The organism is Bradyrhizobium yuanmingense, assembly GCF_029167105.1.
Lineage (GTDB): Bacteria > Pseudomonadota > Alphaproteobacteria > Rhizobiales > Xanthobacteraceae > Bradyrhizobium > Bradyrhizobium yuanmingense_A.
This window is the reverse complement of record NZ_JARFML010000009.1, coordinates 60,960-79,368: the sequence shown is the minus strand read 5'-3', so window position 1 is coordinate 79,368 and position 18,409 is coordinate 60,960. Positions and strand designations below refer to the sequence as shown.

16 protein-coding genes and 2 tRNA genes are annotated in these 18,409 nt (G+C 65.0%); 10 read left to right on the top strand and 8 right to left on the bottom strand.

Going from position 1 to position 18,409, the window contains the following annotated elements; all coding sequences use genetic code 11:
• Window positions 1-60: 60 nt before the first annotated feature.
• Window positions 61-1,950 (bottom strand): CHASE2 domain-containing protein, encoded by a 1,890-nt coding sequence (locus tag P0R31_RS13780; protein ID WP_275514539.1) that lies wholly within the window; start codon window positions 1,948-1,950, stop codon window positions 61-63.
• Between the two features lie 56 nt (window positions 1,951-2,006).
• Entirely contained in the window at window positions 2,007-2,531 is a 525-nt protein-coding gene (locus tag P0R31_RS13775; RefSeq protein WP_275514538.1) for a FecR domain-containing protein, read from the bottom strand.
• Window positions 2,532-3,142: 611 nt separating this feature from the next.
• Here P0R31_RS13775 and P0R31_RS13770 point away from each other — a divergent pair.
• Complete coding sequence (locus P0R31_RS13770) at window positions 3,143-4,222, top strand: DUF2778 domain-containing protein (RefSeq protein WP_275514537.1); 1,080 nt, start codon at window positions 3,143-3,145, stop codon at window positions 4,220-4,222.
• 7 nt (window positions 4,223-4,229) lie between these two features.
• Here the strand turns inward: P0R31_RS13770 and P0R31_RS13765 are convergent, their stop codons facing one another.
• Window positions 4,230-4,859: a glutathione binding-like protein gene (locus P0R31_RS13765; protein WP_275514536.1), complete on the bottom strand. Its 630-nt coding sequence runs from the start codon at window positions 4,857-4,859 to the stop codon at window positions 4,230-4,232.
• A gap of 13 nt (window positions 4,860-4,872) precedes the next feature.
• Window positions 4,873-5,466 (bottom strand): cysteine hydrolase family protein, encoded by a 594-nt coding sequence (locus P0R31_RS13760; RefSeq protein WP_275514535.1) that lies wholly within the window; start codon window positions 5,464-5,466, stop codon window positions 4,873-4,875.
• 127 nt (window positions 5,467-5,593) lie between these two features.
• On the opposite strand from P0R31_RS13760, the gene P0R31_RS13755 reads away from it, so the two are divergent.
• From P0R31_RS13755 to lepB, 6 genes are all read left to right on the top strand, one after another.
• A complete protein-coding gene (locus P0R31_RS13755; RefSeq protein ID WP_275514688.1) occupies window positions 5,594-6,433 on the top strand; it encodes a LysR family transcriptional regulator in 840 nt (279 codons plus the stop codon).
• A gap of 154 nt (window positions 6,434-6,587) precedes the next feature.
• Window positions 6,588-6,857 carry a GIY-YIG nuclease family protein gene (locus P0R31_RS13750; protein WP_275514687.1) on the top strand — a complete coding sequence of 90 codons (270 nt, stop codon included), beginning with the start codon at window positions 6,588-6,590 and terminating at the stop codon, window positions 6,855-6,857.
• 204 nt (window positions 6,858-7,061) lie between these two features.
• A tRNA-Phe gene (locus tag P0R31_RS13745) sits at window positions 7,062-7,134 on the top strand.
• Window positions 7,135-7,138: 4 nt separating this feature from the next.
• Window positions 7,139-7,204 (top strand) — tRNA-Lys (locus P0R31_RS13740).
• A gap of 338 nt (window positions 7,205-7,542) precedes the next feature.
• Window positions 7,543-8,694 (top strand): slipin family protein, encoded by a 1,152-nt coding sequence (locus P0R31_RS13735; protein WP_275514534.1) that lies wholly within the window; start codon window positions 7,543-7,545, stop codon window positions 8,692-8,694.
• A 160-nt stretch (window positions 8,695-8,854) separates the two neighbouring features.
• Entirely contained in the window at window positions 8,855-9,598 is a 744-nt protein-coding gene (gene lepB, locus P0R31_RS13730) for a signal peptidase I (protein WP_275514533.1), read from the top strand.
• A gap of 324 nt (window positions 9,599-9,922) precedes the next feature.
• Here lepB and groL read toward each other — a convergent pair whose 3' ends face one another.
• Window positions 9,923-11,563, bottom strand: a complete 1,641-nt coding sequence (gene groL, locus P0R31_RS13725; RefSeq protein WP_057029537.1) for a chaperonin GroEL — start codon at window positions 11,561-11,563, stop codon at window positions 9,923-9,925.
• Window positions 11,564-11,610: 47 nt separating this feature from the next.
• On the bottom strand, window positions 11,611-11,925 hold the full coding sequence (locus tag P0R31_RS13720) for a co-chaperone GroES (RefSeq protein ID WP_025037205.1): 315 nt from the start codon (window positions 11,923-11,925) through the stop codon (window positions 11,611-11,613).
• A gap of 376 nt (window positions 11,926-12,301) precedes the next feature.
• Here P0R31_RS13720 and P0R31_RS13715 point away from each other — a divergent pair, with 376 nt between their 5' ends.
• Window positions 12,302-12,589, top strand: a complete 288-nt coding sequence (locus P0R31_RS13715; protein ID WP_036046235.1) for an usg protein — start codon at window positions 12,302-12,304, stop codon at window positions 12,587-12,589.
• 134 nt (window positions 12,590-12,723) lie between these two features.
• Here P0R31_RS13715 and P0R31_RS13710 read toward each other — a convergent pair whose 3' ends face one another.
• A complete protein-coding gene (locus P0R31_RS13710; RefSeq protein ID WP_275514532.1) occupies window positions 12,724-14,853 on the bottom strand; it encodes a tetratricopeptide repeat protein in 2,130 nt (709 codons plus the stop codon).
• Window positions 14,854-15,071: 218 nt separating this feature from the next.
• Between P0R31_RS13710 and P0R31_RS13705 the strand changes: the two genes are divergently transcribed.
• Together P0R31_RS13705 and P0R31_RS13700 are read left to right on the top strand one after the other, a co-directional pair.
• The gene (locus tag P0R31_RS13705) at window positions 15,072-15,599 is read left to right on the top strand and encodes a cupin domain-containing protein (protein ID WP_275514531.1); all 528 of its coding nucleotides are present in this window, start codon (window positions 15,072-15,074) and stop codon (window positions 15,597-15,599) included.
• A gap of 151 nt (window positions 15,600-15,750) precedes the next feature.
• Window positions 15,751-16,950, top strand: a complete 1,200-nt coding sequence (locus tag P0R31_RS13700) for a rhomboid family intramembrane serine protease (protein WP_275514530.1) — start codon at window positions 15,751-15,753, stop codon at window positions 16,948-16,950.
• 116 nt (window positions 16,951-17,066) lie between these two features.
• On the opposite strand, the gene P0R31_RS13695 is transcribed toward P0R31_RS13700, so the two are convergent.
• A complete protein-coding gene (locus tag P0R31_RS13695) occupies window positions 17,067-18,317 on the bottom strand; it encodes a NupC/NupG family nucleoside CNT transporter (RefSeq protein ID WP_275514529.1) in 1,251 nt (416 codons plus the stop codon).
• Between the last annotated feature and the right edge of the window lie 92 nt (window positions 18,318-18,409).

Here is an 18,409-nt window from a genome sequence, read left to right as displayed (position 1 = left end):
GGTATGGGTCCCCGCCTTCGCGGGGACGACGAATGAAGCGTTGGGGGCCGCAACGGCTACTCAGCCCATCATCTCGGCCTTGTCAGCATCCTGGCCCGGGCCATCGCGATCGCGCCAGAACCAGACGGTCACGACGCCGGAACGGCCGCGGACCTGGGCGAGCAGGGGACCGGACAGAACGCCGTCGGGCGCGCCCTGGAAGTCGGCCGCATCCAGCAGCGTGTTGCTCAGCGCGAGCCGCGCATCGTTCTGCGCGGCAATCTCCATCAGCCGGCTTGCGACGTTGACGGTGTCGCCTGTAGCCGTGATGTGCTGATGGCTTTCGCCGAGCCGCGAGGCGACGATCGGGCCGCAATGCGCGCCGATCTTGAAGCCGAGCTGACCTGCGATCGCCGGCGGCAGCGAGGCGATCCAGTGTGCGAGGCCGCGATGCAGATCGACCGCGCATTTCAGCGCGCGCGCCGAATCGTCGGGCATCGCGCGCGGCAGCCCGAACAGGATCATGGCGCCGTCGCCGAGAAAGCCCGTGATCATGCCGCCGCAATCGATCGCGATCCGGTCGATCAGCGCATGAAACGCCTTCAGAATATCCGTGAGCTCGTCCGGATCGATCCGCTCGCTCAAACCGGTGAAGCCGGAGAGATCGACGAACACCACGGCTGCATCCTGCCGCACCGGCTTCGACAGGAAGTTCGGATCTCGCGCCAGCCAATCCTGCAGCGCCGGAGCCTGGAATTGCGCAAGCGACCTGCTCTTAGCGGCGAAATATTGCGTGCGGCGGCCTCCGGCCCACAGCTGCACGCCGGCAAAGACCGCAACCGGCGGCACGGCGGCGGCAAGCGTGGTCGCGGCGTTCAGCCAGACGCCGTGCGTGAACGCGAACAGGTTGAGCCCGGCCCAGGCGATCATCACCGCGGCTGCCGCCATGGTGCCGAACGCGATGCGCCGCCAGGCGAGCAGGCCCACCAGCAGCACCGGCAGCAGGATCGCCGTGAGCGCATCAGTGATGCGGACCCTGTGGTCACGCAGGATGGCGTCGCCGGCGACGAGATGCGTGATCGCCGTCGAGACCACCTCGACGCCGGGCATCAGGGAATCGAACGGCGTCGGATAGAAGTCGCCGCCGCCGGCGACGGAGGCGCCGATCACGACAATCCGGTTCTCGATGGCCGCGCGATCGAGCATGCCGTCGAAAATGCTCTGTGCGCTGACGGTACGGATGGTGCGGCGCGGGCCGTAATAGGTGATCGGCAATGCCAGATTGCTGTCGGTCGGCACCACGCGATCGCCGAGCATGAGATGGCCCGGCGCGACGGTCAGCGGCTGGTCGAGCGCGCGGGCCGCGACGCGCAACGGAAACGACAGCTCGACCTTGTCGCGGGTCCGGAACAGCATCGGCACCGAGAGCGGCGAGCCCGATTGCCCGGTCGCGACATTGACGATGCCGACCTCGGCGTGCTCGGCGAATGCGGGCAATGGCTGCAGGAAGCGCTCGGCCTCCGGCAGTACGGCGAGGGGACCTTCGCGGCTGGGTGCCACGGTTTCGCTGGCCGAGGGGAAGATCGCGGCGGCGGCAAGCACCATGGGGCCGGTGGCCAGCGTGTTGGCCAGCGTCGCATCGCCGATCGCGGCGCTGCGGTCGACCAGCAACAGGTCGATCGCCACCACCTTCGGCTTGAACTGCACGATGGTGTCGACGACGCGGGCAAGATCGGCGCGCGGCAGTGGATAGGTGCCGCCGCGCTTCACCACCGTGTCGTCGATCGCAACGATGGTGACGAAATCCGGCGGACGCTGCACGCCGCGGGCCTGCGTCCGCCAATCCGTCAACGTGGCTTCGAGGCGGTCCAGGAAGCGCAGATGGCCGTGGGCGTGCGTCGCATAGATGGCCGCGCCCCACAGCGCGGTGAGGACGAGGGCCACTAGGATCTGAACGCGTCGGCTGCGCATGCGGTCTTGCAATCGTATAATCCAAATCTCATGGGCCGGGCCCTGCCGGCCCGGGCTCATTGCCCAAGTCTGGCCATGAGCGCGTCGACGCGCGGCTGGCCCCAGGTCTTGACGGTCAACGGACCGGTTGGCTCGACATCGACGCCTTCGCCGGGTCCAAGCACGACACCGCGTCCACGAGCCCTGCGGCTCACGCCGACCCGGCCGTCCGCGACGAACACGGAAGTCTTGGTGTCGGCGACATCGACCGCCCATTTCGTGCCGCGTACTGCGGCAATCGCTTGCGGCGTCAGCACCTTGAAGGGATTGCCGCGCGGCTTCTTGGGCACCTCGATCAGCAGCGCTTTGCTGCTCAACTCCACGGAGTCTATATGTCCGTCGCGGTTGGCGTCCTTAAGTTCAATTCTGGCGCCGTTTTCCGCAACGATGGTGATGCCATTGTCACAGCGCCAGGTCTGCGTCCCGGCAGCCGACGGCGATGCCGTGCAGCCCGCATTCGCCGCAGGCTGCCCAGCCGCAGATCCGATCAACAGAAACGACCCCGCCAGGGCGAAAAACCCCGCGCGCGCGATCCCTCTCATGCCAGCCTCCGTTTGCGTGCTCGGCACAGCTCAGGGCAGGATGATACGGTACCGTATCACGCGCAGAGGCTGCTGAAAAGTGCCGAGGTGGCAGCTATTTTCCCGCGGCCGCGATGTCTAGAACCGAGGCGATCAACTTTCAATCACGGCGCCGTGCCGCGTGAAGTCGCACGCGTCGTCCACCAGCCTCGCGCAACGCTGGCGCGTTACGTTCAGGGGCAGTTGAGGGCCACAAAAATGAACGTTCTCAAGTGCGTCATGGATGTGGCCGCAGACGTCCGCAGAGCGTGCTGAACCGGCCGAGAATTATAGTTAACAGACCCGACTAAGTCCGTAGTTCTGCGGGCTTTTTTCTCAAAACGGGACAGCGTTAACGCGTTGCCGCAGATCCGCCCGAACTTAATCCGCATTTAACTAAAAGTCGCCTTAATGACGCTCCGACCCTCTGCGAGATGCTGTTCCCGGATCGTGACCAGCGGCACTTCGAGGGGGGACTGAGTGACACCGTCCTGGACGCAAGGCGAATGAGTACGAGTATCGCTGCGCAGAGTAACGCGGCACGGAAGTCCAAGAATTTCTCGAAGACCAATTCGCGGAAATCTTCCCGGAAAATGATCACGACCAATTGGCTTGGCGCCGCGGCGATCGGCTGCGCCGTGGTGGGCGCCGGCTGGACCATCCACAGCAACATCTTCGGCGCGAGCGTCTATCCGACCGTCGGCAGCAGCGGCTACGACGAGCCGGTGATCAAGCGCGCGCCCAGGGTGGTGCTGCGCGAGGCGGGCGAGGCTATCAAGGAAACCTTCGCACTGCTGCCCGACCGCCTCCAGGTCGCAGCTCCGATCTCGCGCGAGATGTTCAACGAGCGCTTTGCCGCAGCCGCAACGCAAGGCGTGCCGTCGAATGCCGCAAGCGTCGCACCCGCAACGCAGGTCGTTGCGGTGGCCAAAGACGCCCCGAAGCAGGGCGTGATCGCGAAGGTCGCGGAAGCGCTGAAGCCGGCGGCCAAGGGCGCCGATAGCACCGCGGACAAGACCAAGCGCGCGCCGGCTGCCCAGCTGCAACTCGCCTCGGCCGACCCGGCCGAGATCGTGCCGGCGCCAGAAGCCAAGCAAAAATCCTTCGCCGACCGTGCCAAGGCCGCGGTGATGTCGATCACCGCTCCGCGCCAGGCGATGGTGGAAAAGCTGTGGGGCAAGCGCGAAGCGTCCGGCGGGCTGCTCGCCTACGCCTCGGCCGATGCCAGCATCACTGCGTCCATCGCCCCGAAGGAGCAGAACCCGATGTTCGGGGGCGCTCCGCCTTATGAGCGGGACACCGCGGTCTACGACATCACGGCCAAGATGGTGTATCTGCCCGACGGCACCAGGCTTGAGGCGCATTCCGGCCTTGGCGCCAACCGCGACGATCCGGACTCCCGCCGCCTGCGCATGCGCGGCGTGACGCCGCCGCACATCTATACGCTGAAGCCGCGCGAGGCGCTGTTCCATGGCGTGCCGGCGCTGCGCCTCACCCCGATCGGCGGCGAGAGCGCGATTTACGGCCGCGACGGCCTGCTCGCTCACACCTTCATGCTCGGGCCGGGCGGCGATTCCAACGGCTGCGTGTCGTTCAAGGACTATTACGCATTCCTCGACGCCTACCGCAACAAGGGCATCCGCAAGCTCGCGGTGCTGGCGCGGGTGGAGTGAGGCGAGCTCAGGCTGCAACGGTCTTGCGCAGCGCCATCTCGATTCCGATTGCCTCCTTCACCGCGGGCCGCGCCTGCATGCGCTCGAGATAGGCGGCCAGGGCCGGCCATTGCGCGATGTCGATCCCCGCGGGACGGAGCAGCAGCAAGGTCCAGGTGAGATGGGCATCGGCCACGGTGAAGGCGTCGCCGACGAGGAATTCGCGGCCCGCCAGATGCGCTGCGGGCACCGACAATGTCTGCATGATCCTCACGCGCGGCTTGGCCAGCGAGCCGTCGTCCTTGTACCAGAAGGTTGGAAACAGGAACGCCTTGTGGATCTCGGCGCCGACGAAGCTCAGCCATTCCTGCAGGCGATAACGATCGATGTCGCCGGGTCGCGGCGCAAGGCGTGCCTCCGGCTTCAGATCGGCGATGTATTGCAGCACCGCTGCGCTTTCCGTCAGCCGCTCGCCGTTCTCCAGCACCAGGACCGGGACCGCGCCCTTTGGTGACACCTCACGGAAGTCGCCGCCGTCGTCCACGAGCCGCTTGGTCCAGATATGGGCGAGGTGATACTGCGCCTCGATCCCGGCCTCCAGCAGCGCGATGCGGCTCGAGAGCGAGCAGGCCATCGGAAAGAAATAGAGCTGCAGCATCAGGACGGTCTCCTCAGGTCAGTGCGTCGCTCTGCGCGATGATCGCGAAGCGGTCGGACAATTCGGCCAGCGCGACCTCGTGAACAATTCTCGCCGGCAGCGTGCCGCCGCGCCCATCGGGAAGATCGCGCGTGGCGCAGGCGTCGGCCGCGATCGTCGTGCGCAGGCCGAGATCGAGCGCGGCGCGCGCGGTCGAAGACACGCACATATGCGTCATGAACCCCGCGAGCACGATGTTCTTGCGTCCGGTCGCGGCCAGCCTGGCCTGCAGGTCGGTGCCGGCGAAGGCATTCGGCAGCGCCTTCTCGATCACGGGCTCGGCCGCGAGCGGCGTCAGGCGTTCGACGATCGCGCCGCGCGCCGCCTCGCGGTCGAACAGGCCGCCGGCGCGGCCCTTGTGCGCGACGTGGAAGATCGCAGCTCCGCTTTCCCGTGCGCGCGCGAGCAGGCGCGCAGCCGCGGCGATCGCCGCTTGCGCATCGGGCAGGGCGATCGGGCCGCCGCAATATTCGTTCTGGATGTCGATCAGAACGAGGCATGTCTCGTTGAGCCTGGGCGGATCGAGATCGGCGCCGGCGAGTTCGAGCAGGGTCTTCGGAGCGGTCATGCCGTCAGGCTTTCGTGAATTCGGATGCTTCGACACTAGCGCAGCAGCAGCCTGCCATTGTGCAGGACTATTGCAGCTGATGGCTGCAAATTTGCAGGCAGCGGCGGCGCCTGCTACGCTCGCGCCCATGAACTGGGACGATCTGCGCATCATCGCCGCGGTCAGGGACGAGGGCACCTACGCCGGCGCCAGCGCGCGGCTGCGCATCGACGAGACCACCGTCGGCCGCAGGCTTGCGCGCATCCAGCGCGATCTCGGCGTGCCGCTGTTCGATGCGGTGGACGGCGTGCGGCGGCCGACGCGCCAGTGCGAGGCGGTGCTCGCGCATGTCGGTGCGATGGCCGCGCATGCGGCGGCGATCGACCGTATCAAGGAGAGCCAGGTCGGCCCGGTCGGGCGGCTGCGCATCGCCTCGACCAATGCGGTCGCCGAAGAGCTGCTGGCGCCGCATGCGAGCAGCTTCCTGCGCGATCATCCGGGGCTGACGCTGCAATTCCTCACCGCGAGCGGCAACGTCAAGTTCTCGCGCTGGCAGGCCGATCTCGCCATCCGTCTGCGCAAGCCGGAGAAGGGCGACTTCACCATCTCCAAGCTCGGCGACGTCAGGCTGTACTTCTTCGAGCCCGCGGACCGCGGCGGCGGCGAGCCCGTTGCCTGCGTCTATCCGGACGAGCTCGACGCGATTCCGGAAGCGCAGTTCTTGCGGGCGAAACGGCTGACGAACGTGCGTTGCATCACCGACAATATCCGCATCATCCGCACCATGATCCAGTCGCATCAGGCCATCGGCGTGCTGCCCGAGCACAGCTGCGCACCGCTGCTCGCCGACCGCAGCCTGCGTGCCACCCTGCTGCCGAAGCGCCGCGACGTCTGGCTTCTCGTGCAGAACCACCTCAAGCGCGATCCGGCGACGCGCGTGACGATCGCATGGGTGAGGGCGTGCTTCCAGGACAGTGCGCGCGAGTGACGCGCTTCGCGGAGCAACGATCGCAATACTGCGACTACAAGCTTTGGTTGATGTATTCTCCGCTTGATCCTAGCATCCGCTCGTCATTCCGGGGCGGCGCGAAGCGCGCCGAGCCCGGAAACCACAGGCCGATGGAATGGCGTATTAAGTCTACATCCTGGCGAGTAGAAAATACGGCACGCTCTACATTGGCGTAACGAGCGATCTCGTTCGGCGCGTCTACGAGCACAAGATCAAAGTGGTGCCGGGATTCACCAAGCGATACGGAGTGGATAAGCTGGTCCTGTTTGAAATTTTCGATGACGCTGCAAGCGCGATTGCTCGAGAAAAAGAACTGAAGAAATGGCGGCGCGATTGGAAGACACGATTGATCGATGAACAGAATCCAAATTGGGATGATCTCTATAACGGTATTTCCAACTAAAGCCTGTGGTTATGGATTCCGGGCTCGGCGCTCCGCGCCGCCCCGGAATGACGAACCAAAAAATTTCTCATCCCCCCTTGCAACCCGAACGTGCCTGGTCTATTAGCGCCGTCCTTCGCTAGGCCATGGGCTCGGGCTCGCTGAGATCCCGACTGGCGCGGGCCGGTCTTGCCGGTTTCGTGTTCCGCCGAATGAAGGAGAAACGCAGGACGTAGCTCATGGAGAGCGTCGGGTTGAACACCCGAAGGCATCGGTTCGATTCCGGTCTCTTGCTCCACGAAGGATAGCTCAGTTTGGTAGAGCAGATGACTTTTAATCATCGGGTCGCGGGTTCGAATCCCGCTCCAGCGCTCCGTTTCAGCCTGAAAGGCTGATACCTCTGACGAGGACCGGACGCGCGCTTCAGTCGCAGTCCGGCCGTTTTGCCGCAAGGCTTTCCGTCCGAACCTAGACACTGTGAGACCGGCTTTGCGCCGCGGGTAGATACCGCTTGCGCCGATGCCGGGTGGCTCCGCACGGCCGCGCGACAAGCGTCGCGCGATCGCGCGCGTGCGCCCGTCGTCATGCAAGCTCAAGCCCCGGCCCGCCGATTTCGCGGGAAGCGTCGTCCGCGTCCTCACGTCCTTTGCAGGTGTAACCCGCTATCCGGCCGCGCTCGGCAGGAGGCAACTGAAGGAGGCGTGCCATGACTTGGCACTTGCTGATGCTGAACGTGACGGTGAAGGATGGCGAGCGTGCGTTGCTGACGCGCAACGGGCAGCTCGTGCGCGTGCTCGCGCCAGGCAAGCACCGTCTGTTCGATCCCCTGCACGAGCTGAAGGCCGAGGTGCTCGACGTGGTCCGCAGCGAATTTTCTGCGGAGCGCTACGCGGTGCTGAAGGCCGCGCGGCCCGATCTGGCCGCCGAGCTGTTCGAGGCGGTCGAGACCAAGGCGGACGAGATCGCCATCGTCAGCCTCGACGGCCGGCCCGTGCATCTGATGACGCCTTGGCAGGTGCGCGTCTACTGGAAGGTCGCAACGCGCATCGATGTCGAGCGCATCGATGTGTCCAGCGACGCCAGGGTCGACGCGCGGCATCTCACCATGATCGAGCGCAGCCGCTCGACCGTCATGAGCGAGACGGTGGTCGAGAACCACGAGGCGGGCCTGCTCTATGTCGAGGGCCGGCTCGTGGAGCGGCTCGCGCCCGGCCGGCACGCCTTCTGGACCGTCGGCCGCAAGATCGAGGTGAAGCGCCTCGACCTGCGGCCCCAGGCGGTCGAGATCACCGCGCAGGAGATGCTGACCAAGGATCGCATCGCGCTGCGGGTGACGCTGACGGCGTTCCGCCGCATCGTCGATCCCGAGCGGACGGTTGCGACCGTGCCTGACGTGGATGCGTGGCTGTACCGCCTGGTGCAGTTCGCGATCCGCGAGGCGGTAGCTAGCCGGACGCTGGACGAGGTGCTGTCTGCGAAGGCGGCGCTGGATGCGGAGCTGCGCGACTATGTGCGTGCACGCGTCGCAGAGTCCTGCGTGGAGGTGACCGAGCTCGGCGTCAGGGACGTGATCCTGCCCGGCGAGATCCGGGAGCTGGTGAACAAGGTGGTGGAGGCGGAGCGGGTCGCGAAGGCGAACCTGATCCGCCGGCAGGAGGAGACCGCGGCGACGCGTTCGCTCCTGAACACTGCCCGCCTGATGGAGGAGAACCCCCTGCTGCTGCGGCTCAAGGAGCTGGAGTCGCTGGAGCGGCTGGTCGAGAAGGTCGGCCGCATCGACCTCCATGCCGGCGAAGGCCAGGGCCTCGATGCCCTCCTGACCCGGCTCGTGCGTCTGAAGGCGCCCGAGAGCGCATGAACCGAAGGGCCGCCCACGGGCGGCCCTTCACATCGGCGTTGCCGCGGTCTGCGATGAACGCGATCGGCGCGAGGCGCGACCAATTTGAGCTCGTCGGGGATTGAGCGCGCTCGCAGGTTGCGTCATCCTGGGGCCGCAACGTCTTGATCAGGGAAGGCACATGACCGTTCTTCAGGAATCGATCCGCCCCGCGGCACGATCCAGCGACTGGAAGGCGATCGTCGTCCTGATCCTCATGATCCCGGTGCTGTGGTCGCCGGTGATCCTGTTTCGCTTCGTCCTGTATCAGCCGTTCAACATTCCGTCCGGTTCGATGACACCGGCGCTGATGGTCGGCGACTACGTCTTCGCCGCGAAATACACTTACGGGTATGGCCGCTATTCACTCCCATTCGCGTCGTCCTGGATCTCGGGCCGCATCCTCGCCGCCGATCCCGAATACGGGGATATCGTGGTATTCCGGACGGTGAAGGACGGTTCTGCCGACTACGTCAAGCGCCTCGTCGGCCTGCCCGGAGACCGCATCCAGATGCGGCAGGGCCGGCTCATCCTCAACGGCCGCCCGGTGACCCGCGTCGCCCTGGAGGCGACACTTGCCGGCGAGGCCTGCGGCGTGGACGACGGTGCGGTCGTCAAGCGCTGGCGCGAGACGCTGCCGAGCGGCGCGTCCTATGTGACCTATGACTGCCTCGACAACGGCTATCTCGACAACACAGACGCCTTCACGGTGCCGCCGGGCCACTTCTTCGTGCTCGGCGACAACCGCGACAATTCCACCGACAGCCGCATGCCGACGTTCGGCTTCGTGCCGATGGACAATCTCATCGGCAAGGTGACGCGGATCTTCTGGTCCCTCGACGAAGACGGCGAGCCGCGCTTCGAGCGGATCGGCAAGGTGGAGTGAGGCGGAGGCCGTCATTCCGGGGCGCGCGAAGCGCGAGCCCGGAATCCATAACCACAGGCGGACGGAATGGCCCGCTATGCCTGTCGCCCGTAAGAAAGAGTGCAGGAAGTGGCGGAGGGATCGGAAGACTCGGTAATCGAGGATCGGGATTTGGACCGGGCTGATTTCCATCCCGGGATAACCAATCAAGGTTCGTGGTTATGGATTCCGGGCTCGCGCCCAAGAGGGCGCGCCCCGGAATGACGAAGGGTGAGAGTTTCCCCCAAACAAAACCCCGGCATCGCTGCCGGGGTTTCGCATTCGTATCGTGCCTGATCGGCTGGATCAGAAGTCCATGCCGCCCATGCCGCCGCCGGGGGGCATCGCCGGGCCGGCGCCGCCCTTCTTGGGCAGCTCGGCGACCATGGCTTCCGTGGTGATCAGGAGCGCGGCCACCGAGGCAGCGTTCTGGATCGCGGTGCGGACCACCTTGGTCGGGTCGATGATGCCCTTCTTGACGAGGTCGGCATATTCGCCGGTCTGGGAGTCGAAGCCGTAATTGTAGGCCTTGTTCTCCAGGATCTTGCCGACGATCACCGAGCCGTCTTCACCGGCGTTGATCGCGATCTGGCGAGCGGGCGCCGACAGCGCCTTGCGCACGATCTCGACGCCGGTCTTCTGGTCGTCGTTCTTGGTGCGCAGGCCCTTGAGCTGCTCGGAGGCACGGAGCAGGGCGACGCCGCCGCCCGGAACGATGCCTTCTTCCACGGCCGCGCGGGTCGCATGCATCGCGTCATCAACGCGATCCTTGCGCTCCTTCACCTCGACCTCGGTCGCGCCGCCGACGCGGATCACCGCGACGCCGCCCGCGAGCTTGGCGAGACGCTCCTGGAGCTTCTCGCGGTCGTAGTCCGAGGTGGTCTCCTCGATCTGCGCCTTGATCTGGGCCACGCGCGCCTCGATGTCGGCCTTCTTGCCGGCGCCGTTGACGATCGTGGTGTTCTCCTTGTCGATCATCACCTTCTTGGCGCGACCGAGCATGTTGAGCGTGACGTTCTCGAGCTTGATGCCGAGGTCTTCCGAGATCGCCTGGCCGCCGGTCAGGATCGCGATGTCCTGCAGCATGGCCTTGCGGCGATCGCCGAAGCCCGGCGCCTTGACGGCCGCGACCTTCAGGCCGCCGCGCAGGCGGTTCACGACGAGGGTCGCGAGGGCTTCGCCTTCGACGTCCTCGGCGACGATGACCAGCGGCTTGCCGGTCTGCACCACGGCCTCGAGCAGCGGCAGCAGCTCGTTCAGCGAGGAGAGCTTCTTCTCGTTGATGAGGATGTAGGCGTCGTCCATCTCAACGCGCATCTTGTCGGCGTTGGTGACGAAGTAGGGCGAGATGTAGCCGCGGTCGAACTGCATGCCCTCGACCACGTCGAGCTCGGTCTCGAGCGATTTGGCTTCCTCGACGGTGATGACGCCCTCGTTGCCGACCTTCTTCATGGCGTCGGCGAGGAACTTGCCGATCTCGGCATCGCCGTTGGCCGAGATGGTGCCGACTTGGGCGATCTCGTCGTTCGAGGTGACCTTCTTCGAGTTCTTCTCGAGGTCGGCCACGACGGCTTCGACCGCGAGGTCGATGCCGCGCTTGAGGTCCATCGGGTTCATGCCGGCGGCGACCGACTTGGCGCCTTCCTTCACGATCGCCTGGGCGAGCACGGTAGCGGTGGTGGTGCCGTCGCCGGCCGCGTCAGCGGACTTGGAGGCGACTTCGCGCACCATCTGCGCGCCCATGTTCTCGAACTTGTCGTCGAGCTCGATCTCCTTGGCGACGGTGACGCCGTCCTTGGTGATGCGGGGAGCGCCGAACGACTTGTCGAGCACGACGTTGCGGCCCTTCGGACCGAGCGTGACCTTCACCGCGTTGGCGAGAACGTCGACGCCGCGCAGCATCTTGTCGCGCGCTTCAACCGAGAATTTGACTTCTTTGGCTGCCATCTGGAATTTTCCTTAGGTGTTTGACTGGAGGGAGGAGAGAGGGGCTCTTAGGCCGCCTTCTTCTTGGACTCGCTGACTTCGAGAACGCCCATCACGTCGCTCTCCTTCATGATCAGCAGGTCCTGGCCGTCGATCTTGACCTCGGTGCCGGACCACTTGCCGAACAGCACGCGGTCGCCGACCTTCAGGTCGATCGGGATCAGCTTGCCAGCTTCGTCGCGGCCACCGGGGCCAACAGCGACGACTTCGCCCTGGGAGGGCTTTTCCTTGGCAGTGTCGGGAATGATGATGCCGCCAGCGGTCTTCTCTTCTGCGTCGATGCGCTTGACCACGACGCGGTCGTGAAGCGGACGGAATTTCATGCAGTCCTCCTAAGCAATTGCTCGGGTTGAGGTTTTAAGATTGTTAGCAGTCGTTGCCCGTGAGTGCTAGCACGAGCGAGCCTGAAATAGGACAGGAATTTTCCGGGGGCAAGGGCTTGTAGCAGAAAAATTAGCAGCCGAAAGCGCGGACTGCCAGAAACCCTCGCCATCGTTAACCGGGCAGCCGTGACCGTATTAGCACGGAGTCGTCTCTGCTGCTAAAGCATTGAATTTCAACAGCTTGTTAAACTTTTGGGCTTGAGATGAGTTGTCAGTTTGCGTCACATTTCTCTCATGTGAGCGCATCGTTTCCGGGTGGCTCCCCGGGGCACGGACTAGCCACTCGCCGAATGCGCTCCTGCAAAGGAGGTTTGGCATGGGACTGCGCGTTGGGGGCGTTTCGGAGGAATTCCGGAAACAGATGCTGGGCTACGGGCTGACGACGGCACAAATTCTCTATCGGATGCCGGATCATCCCTCACTGCTCCAGACCTATGTCTGGCAGAACTACGACATGTTTCCGAAATTTCCGGCCCTGAAGGACTTCCTGGCGTTCTGGCAGGAGAAGCTCGACGGCCCTCTCCATTCGGTCACGGTGGCGCATTCCAAGCTGATCAAGCCGGCCGAGCTCCGCGCCGTCGACGGCGTGTTCCGCCTGCATTGAGGCCGCGTAGAGTGGATTAGCCTGCGGCGGCGCGACGCGCTGTCGCTGGCGTAATCCACCTCGTTTCTCTCCGCGTGCCGAAACAGAAATGGTGGATTACGCCTCCGGCTAATCCACCCGACGAGATCACGCAATCAGACAGCGCCGCTGCAATAGCGTTGCCACATCGCGCGATAGGCCGCGTCCACCGCTTGCGCATATGAGACGGGGTTGCCCGCGGCCGCAGCGTTGATCGTTGCGGGCAGTTCGCGCCGCAACTTGTCGAGCTCGCCGATCTCAGCCGCGCGGCCGGCTGCGATCTCGACATAGGCCTCCTCGTTGTCGGCGACCCAGTCCGGCAGGCCAAGCGCGGAGAGGATGGCGCCGGCAGCGCGGCCGGGCAGGCTGTTGCCGAGCTTCGCCACCACGGGCACGCCCATCTGCAGGGCTTCCCACGTGCTGACACCGCCGTTCTGCGGGAACGGATCGAGGGCAATATCGATACGATTGAACGAGGCCAGATGCGCGTCCCGCAAGGTGGCTCCGAGCAGATCGACGCGTTCGGCCGGCAATCGGCACGCCGCAAATCGCGCCAGCAGCTTGTCCCGGACCAGTTGATCGTCGAGCGCCACATCCTTAATCAGCAGTCGCGAGCCAGGCACCCGCTCGAGGATCCTGGACCAGACTTCTGCGGCCTCGTCGGAGATCTTGCTGATGCGGTTGAAGACACCGAACGTGACGAAGCCGTTCGAGAGCGCCGGCGTCTTGCCCTGCGCAATTCCGGGTGGCAGCGGCGCCAGCGTCACGAAGCACGGCAGGTCGACGATCGTCTCTGCAAACAGATGCCGAACGTCGTGCGGAATCCCGACCGGATCCGAGAACAGATAGTCGATCGTCGGCAATCCGGTGCCGGTGCCGTGGCCCCAGCCGTGCGCCTGGATCGGTGCCGGCTTGCGCGCAAATACGCCGAGGCGGTTTCCTTTTGTGTGGCCGGACAGATCGATCAGGATATCGATGCGATCGTCGCGAATCTGGGCGGCGAGGCGATCGTCGCTCCATTGCGAGGCATCACGCCAGCGATCGGCGATGCCTTGAAACTCCCGTGTCGTCGCGTCCACTTTCGCCGAGCACGAATAGCACACGATCTCAAACTCGGCCCGGTCATGGTGCTGCAGGACGGGCTTGAAAATGAACGCGGCCGAATGCGCGTTGAAGTCCGACGAGACGTAGCCGAGCACCAGGCGGCGATCCGGATCGCGGCTGTTGTCATGCGGCGCCGCCGCTTCTGAAGCGATCTTCGCGCCGATCCGCTCCCACCATAGGCGTCGCGCCTGCTGATGCCGCTCGACGCTGGCGTCCGGCACGAAATCGAGCGCGAAGATCTTGCTGGAGATCGCGCTCTCGAGATCGGGCCTGATGTCGAGGGCCCTGTCGAAACTGGCGAGGGCTTCGTCGACCCGGCCGAGTCCGGCAAGGCAGAGGCCCAGCACCAGGTGAGCTTGATCGGAATCGGGCGCGATCGCCAGCGCCCTCTCGCAATCGGATAGTGCCTGGGCCATCTGCCGGGTCTGGAGCAGGACATTGGCGCGGCAGAGCCATCCGTTCACGTCGTCAGGGGCGAGGGCGATTGCCCGGTTGCAATCCGCCATGGCCTCGTCAAATCGCTGCAGCTCCCGGAGTGCCACGGCGCGGTTCGCCAGCGCCGCCGCATAGTCGGGCTTGATCGCCAGCGCGCGGTTCAGGCTTGCGAGTGCCTCGTCGTAATTGCGCAGACGGCAGAGCGCAGAGCCGCGGCCGTTGTGGGCTTCGGCAAGGTTTCCGTCGATGGCGAGCGCCCGATCGTAGCTGTCGAGCGCTTCCTGGTAGCGATCAAGGGCCGCGTTGGCGTTCCCGAGGTTGGAGAGGGCGAGGGCGAAGTTGGGCCGCAAGGCGAGGGCCTTGCAATAATTGTCGCGGGCCTCAGCGTGACGTTTCAGCCCGTTCAGCGCGACGCCCAGGCCCATATGGGCTTCGGCCGATCGCGGATCGACGGCAACCGCCCGGCTCAGCAGGATCTCGGCCTGCTGATAATTCCCGGCATCGGACTCCAGGGCGCCGAGCATGTGCAGAGCGATGAATTGATTGGGCGCGATCTGCAGGAGCTGGCAATAGGCAGCCTTGGCTTCAAGCAGGCGCCCCTTCTTGTGCAATTCGAGTGCTTGCCCGAGCAACGGCAGCACGTCGGCCTTTTGCCGCTTCTGAAGCCGCGCATTTTGAAATGCACGCTGACCGAAATTGCTGCCCATGAATCAATTCCCCCGGATGTCCGGGCGAGACTAGTTCAGCGCGAAAGCGAACACGAGACGACGGCCGCTCGCCACGCCAGCTTGGGGCAAGCTACGATCGATGGCGTGATCGCGTGATTGGCCTCAAGCTCGGCAATTGCTGCCTCGCCCGGGACTGGGTAAGCTTACCTTCGGGCCACACCGGTGCGATGGCGCGGCTCACAACAGGGAGGCAGACAATGGCCAAGCAAAAGGCATCGAGGCCCGCATTGAAGACCGCGGTGAAGAAGCGGAGCGGCGCCAAGGCGGCGGCGCGATCCTCGGCACGCAAGGCCGTGAAGGCGAAGGCGCGCATTGCCGCGCCGAAGAAGCCCGCACGTCCGAAGCAGCGCATCGCCGTCAGCCATCACCGCGAGGAAGACTTCAAGGCCGACGGCCTGCGCGCCTACGCCAAGTATCGCGACCTCGGCATCGCCGAGGCGACCCATGGCCTCGCGCAGGCGCATGTGATCCGCTTGCAAGGCCCCTGCAACCCGGCCGAGGTGTCCAAGCTCCACTATCACGACGTCGAATTCCAGATGGTCTACGTGCTCAAGGGCTGGGTGAAGACCTATATGGACGGGCAGGGCGAGACCTTGATGAAGCAAGGCAGCGCCTGGACCCAGCCGCCGAAGATCAGGCACATGATCTTGGACTATTCAGACGACGTGGAGCTGCTGGAGGTGATCCTCCCGGCTGAGTTCAAGACGGTGGAGCTGAAGGCGTAAGCGCAACTCTCGATCGCTAAAATGCGCTCGATCCGAGAAACCGGGCGGTCAGCAATCGGGATGATTTCAGCCGCCCCGCAAGCCTGGTGCTAACCAGTCGAAGATATCTCTCGCGTCAACTCAAGGCTGTGACAACGCGGGAAATGCTTTCATGGCGACCAACACTTTTGGCCGACGCGGCACCGTAGCGCCAGCTCCAAGAGCATCGTTTCAAGCCGCCGCCGCGCCGGCCGCCATTGAGAAGCCCTCTTCCAGCGAGGAGGCGCTTTTTGCCGACAACAAGCTTCTGGCCGATATCCCCTTCCTCACCATCGGCCTGATCTTCGGTCTACTCCTGATCTTCGTTCTGCAACGTAGTCTCGCCATCGACATCGCGCGGGACGGCGACATCGATGTGCGCTCGCTGATCGCTCAAGGCGCGTCCGGCTACGATCTCGTCGTCGGAAGGGGGGAGTGGTGGCGGATCGGCCTTGCGCCGCTTCTGCATGGCAGCGGGTGGCACCTCGTGAGCAACTGCGTGGCGCTGTTCATCGTCGGCGTCAGGCTGGAATCGCTGATCGGCCGCGGCTGGTTTGCCTTGATCTTTGTCGCCGGTGCATTGGCCGGTGAGGCCGGCTCGCTGCTCGGCAACGGCCCCGGCACCGTCGGCGTCGGTGCGTCCGGCGCCATCACTGCGCTGATCGCCGCGCTGTTCGTCGCAAGCTTCGATCCCGAAGCGGACGCCGATCAGACCATATCGAGGCTGAAGACGTCGCTGTTCTTCGGTGTTCCCGCACTGCTGCCAATGGCCTTTGGCGCTTCCGGCAACGTCAACTATTACGCCCATGCAGGCGGTGCGGTGGCCGGCGCCGCGCTCGCCGTCACGCCGTGGCTGGCCTTCTGGTCCTATGACAGCCTGCCGCGGAGCGCGAGCATGACCTTGCTCGCCGGATCCATCGGATCTCTCATCTGCGCCGGCTTCGCCGCCGCACATTATTCGGCCTACATGGCCGATGCCGCGCACTACATCCGCGCGTCGGAAGTGCCGGTGAAGGCTGACGAGATGGTCAGCCGGTCGCTCGATCTCGTCACCCGCTACCCGAAAGACGCACGGGCTCACGTGTACCGTGCCGTCTTCTTCCTGGAACAAGCGGATATCAACGCCGCCGAGAGGGAAGCGCGAACCGCCATGTCGCTCGCAGCTTCGGATGTGGCGGGTGGGCCGGTGCGCTCCGGGGCGCAGGGCTTGATGGCGGTGTTGCTGTGGGTGCAGGGGCGAACCAGCGAGGCGAAGGCCATGGCGGCCGAGCCATGCCGTGCCAAGATGCCCGAGGTGCGTCGCATCCTGCAGAAGTCGAAATTGTGCGGTTGAGGCACAGACACTTACCGTCGTCATTGCGAGGAGCTCTCGCGACGAAGCAATCCGGACTGTCTCCGCGGACGCATTTCTGGATTGCTTCCTTCGCTCGCAATGACGGCAGAGAGAGCCTACGCCAAGACCCCCACCACCGCCCCCATCAGACACGTCGTCAGCGTCCCAGACACGATCGACTTCAGCCCGAGCGCATTGATCTCCTCGCGCCGCTCGGGTGCCATCACACCTAAGCCGCCGATCATGATGCCGAGGCTGGCGAAATTGGCGAAGCCGCACATTGCATAGAGCATGATCAGGCGCGAGCGCGGCTCGAGCGTATCGGGCGGCAGCTTCGAGAAGTCGACATAGGCGATCAATTCATTGAGCACGGTCTTGGTGCCCATCAGGCTGCCGGCCGTGATCGCCTGGTCCCACGGCAATCCCATCAGCCAGCACACCGGCGCCATGACGAGGCCGAGCAGCCGCTGCAGCGAGATCGCGGCGCCGCCGACCTGCGGGAGCAGGCCGAGGATTGCGTTGACGAGATAGACCAGCGCCACCAGCACCAGCAGCATCGCGACGATGTTGATCAGCAGCTCGATGCCGGCACTGGTGCCTTTCACGATCGCGTCCATCGTGCTGGCGACCTCCATTTGCGGATCCTCCAGCGCGCCGCCGGTGCGCTTGTCGGAGGTTTCAGGGACCATGATCAGGCTGACCAGGATCGCCGCCGGCGCGCCGAGCACCGAGGCGATGACGAAATGTGCGGCGGCGTCGGGAATGAGCGGTGCCAGCAGCGTCGCATAGAGCACCAGCACGGTGCCGGCGATGCCCGCCATGCCGCCGGTCATGACCAGGAACAACTCGCTGCGCGTCATCTGTGCCAGATACGGCCGCACGAACAGCGGCGCCTCGACCATGCCGAGGAAAATGTTGGCGGCGGTCGAAAGCCCGACGGCGCCACCGACGCCCAGCGTGCGCTCCAGCAGCCAGGCCATGCCGCGGACGATCGGCGGCAGCACGCGCCAATAGAACAACAGCGTCGTCAGCACGCTCATCACCAGCACGATCGGCAGCGCCTGGAACGCCAGGATGAAGTCCGCGCCTGGCGCCTTCAGGTCGAAGGGCAGGGGTCCGCCGCCGATATAGCCGAACACGAAGGCGGAGCCGGCCCGCGAGGCCGCCGAGATCGCCCCGACCGCGTCGTTGATGGCGCCGAAGGCATGAGCGACGACCGGCAGCTTCAGCAGCACGAGGGCGGTGACGAAGGTCGCGGCGAGGCCGATCGCCGCCTGCCGCAGCGACACGGCGCGCCGATTCTCCGCCAGCGCGAAGGCGATCAGCAGCAATGCGAAAATGCCGAGTGCAGATTGCAGGCGCAGCATGATGTCCCAAGCCCCTCGATGATTATGGCCGGGTGTACATTGCAAAGGCAATGCCGCTGGGGCGGGGAAGCGGGCCGTTGTTGGGGCTCCGC

Coding starts and splice junctions, on each gene's coding strand:
- P0R31_RS13780 (WP_275514539.1), bottom strand. CDS start 1,950: ATGCGCAGCCGACGCGTTCAGATCCTAGTGGCCCTCGTCCTCACCGCG.
- P0R31_RS13775 (WP_275514538.1), bottom strand. CDS start 2,531: ATGAGAGGGATCGCGCGCGCGGGGTTTTTCGCCCTGGCGGGGTCGTTT.
- P0R31_RS13770 (WP_275514537.1), top strand. CDS start 3,143: ATGATCACGACCAATTGGCTTGGCGCCGCGGCGATCGGCTGCGCCGTG.
- P0R31_RS13765 (WP_275514536.1), bottom strand. CDS start 4,859: ATGCTGCAGCTCTATTTCTTTCCGATGGCCTGCTCGCTCTCGAGCCGC.
- P0R31_RS13760 (WP_275514535.1), bottom strand. CDS start 5,466: ATGACCGCTCCGAAGACCCTGCTCGAACTCGCCGGCGCCGATCTCGAT.
- P0R31_RS13755 (WP_275514688.1), top strand. CDS start 5,594: ATGAACTGGGACGATCTGCGCATCATCGCCGCGGTCAGGGACGAGGGC.
- P0R31_RS13735 (WP_275514534.1), top strand. CDS start 7,543: ATGACTTGGCACTTGCTGATGCTGAACGTGACGGTGAAGGATGGCGAG.
- lepB (WP_275514533.1), top strand. CDS start 8,855: ATGACCGTTCTTCAGGAATCGATCCGCCCCGCGGCACGATCCAGCGAC.
- groL (WP_057029537.1), bottom strand. CDS start 11,563: ATGGCAGCCAAAGAAGTCAAATTCTCGGTTGAAGCGCGCGACAAGATG.
- P0R31_RS13720 (WP_025037205.1), bottom strand. CDS start 11,925: ATGAAATTCCGTCCGCTTCACGACCGCGTCGTGGTCAAGCGCATCGAC.
- P0R31_RS13715 (WP_036046235.1), top strand. CDS start 12,302: ATGGGACTGCGCGTTGGGGGCGTTTCGGAGGAATTCCGGAAACAGATG.
- P0R31_RS13710 (WP_275514532.1), bottom strand. CDS start 14,853: ATGGGCAGCAATTTCGGTCAGCGTGCATTTCAAAATGCGCGGCTTCAG.
- P0R31_RS13705 (WP_275514531.1), top strand. CDS start 15,072: ATGGCCAAGCAAAAGGCATCGAGGCCCGCATTGAAGACCGCGGTGAAG.
- P0R31_RS13700 (WP_275514530.1), top strand. CDS start 15,751: ATGGCGACCAACACTTTTGGCCGACGCGGCACCGTAGCGCCAGCTCCA.
- P0R31_RS13695 (WP_275514529.1), bottom strand. CDS start 18,317: ATGCTGCGCCTGCAATCTGCACTCGGCATTTTCGCATTGCTGCTGATC.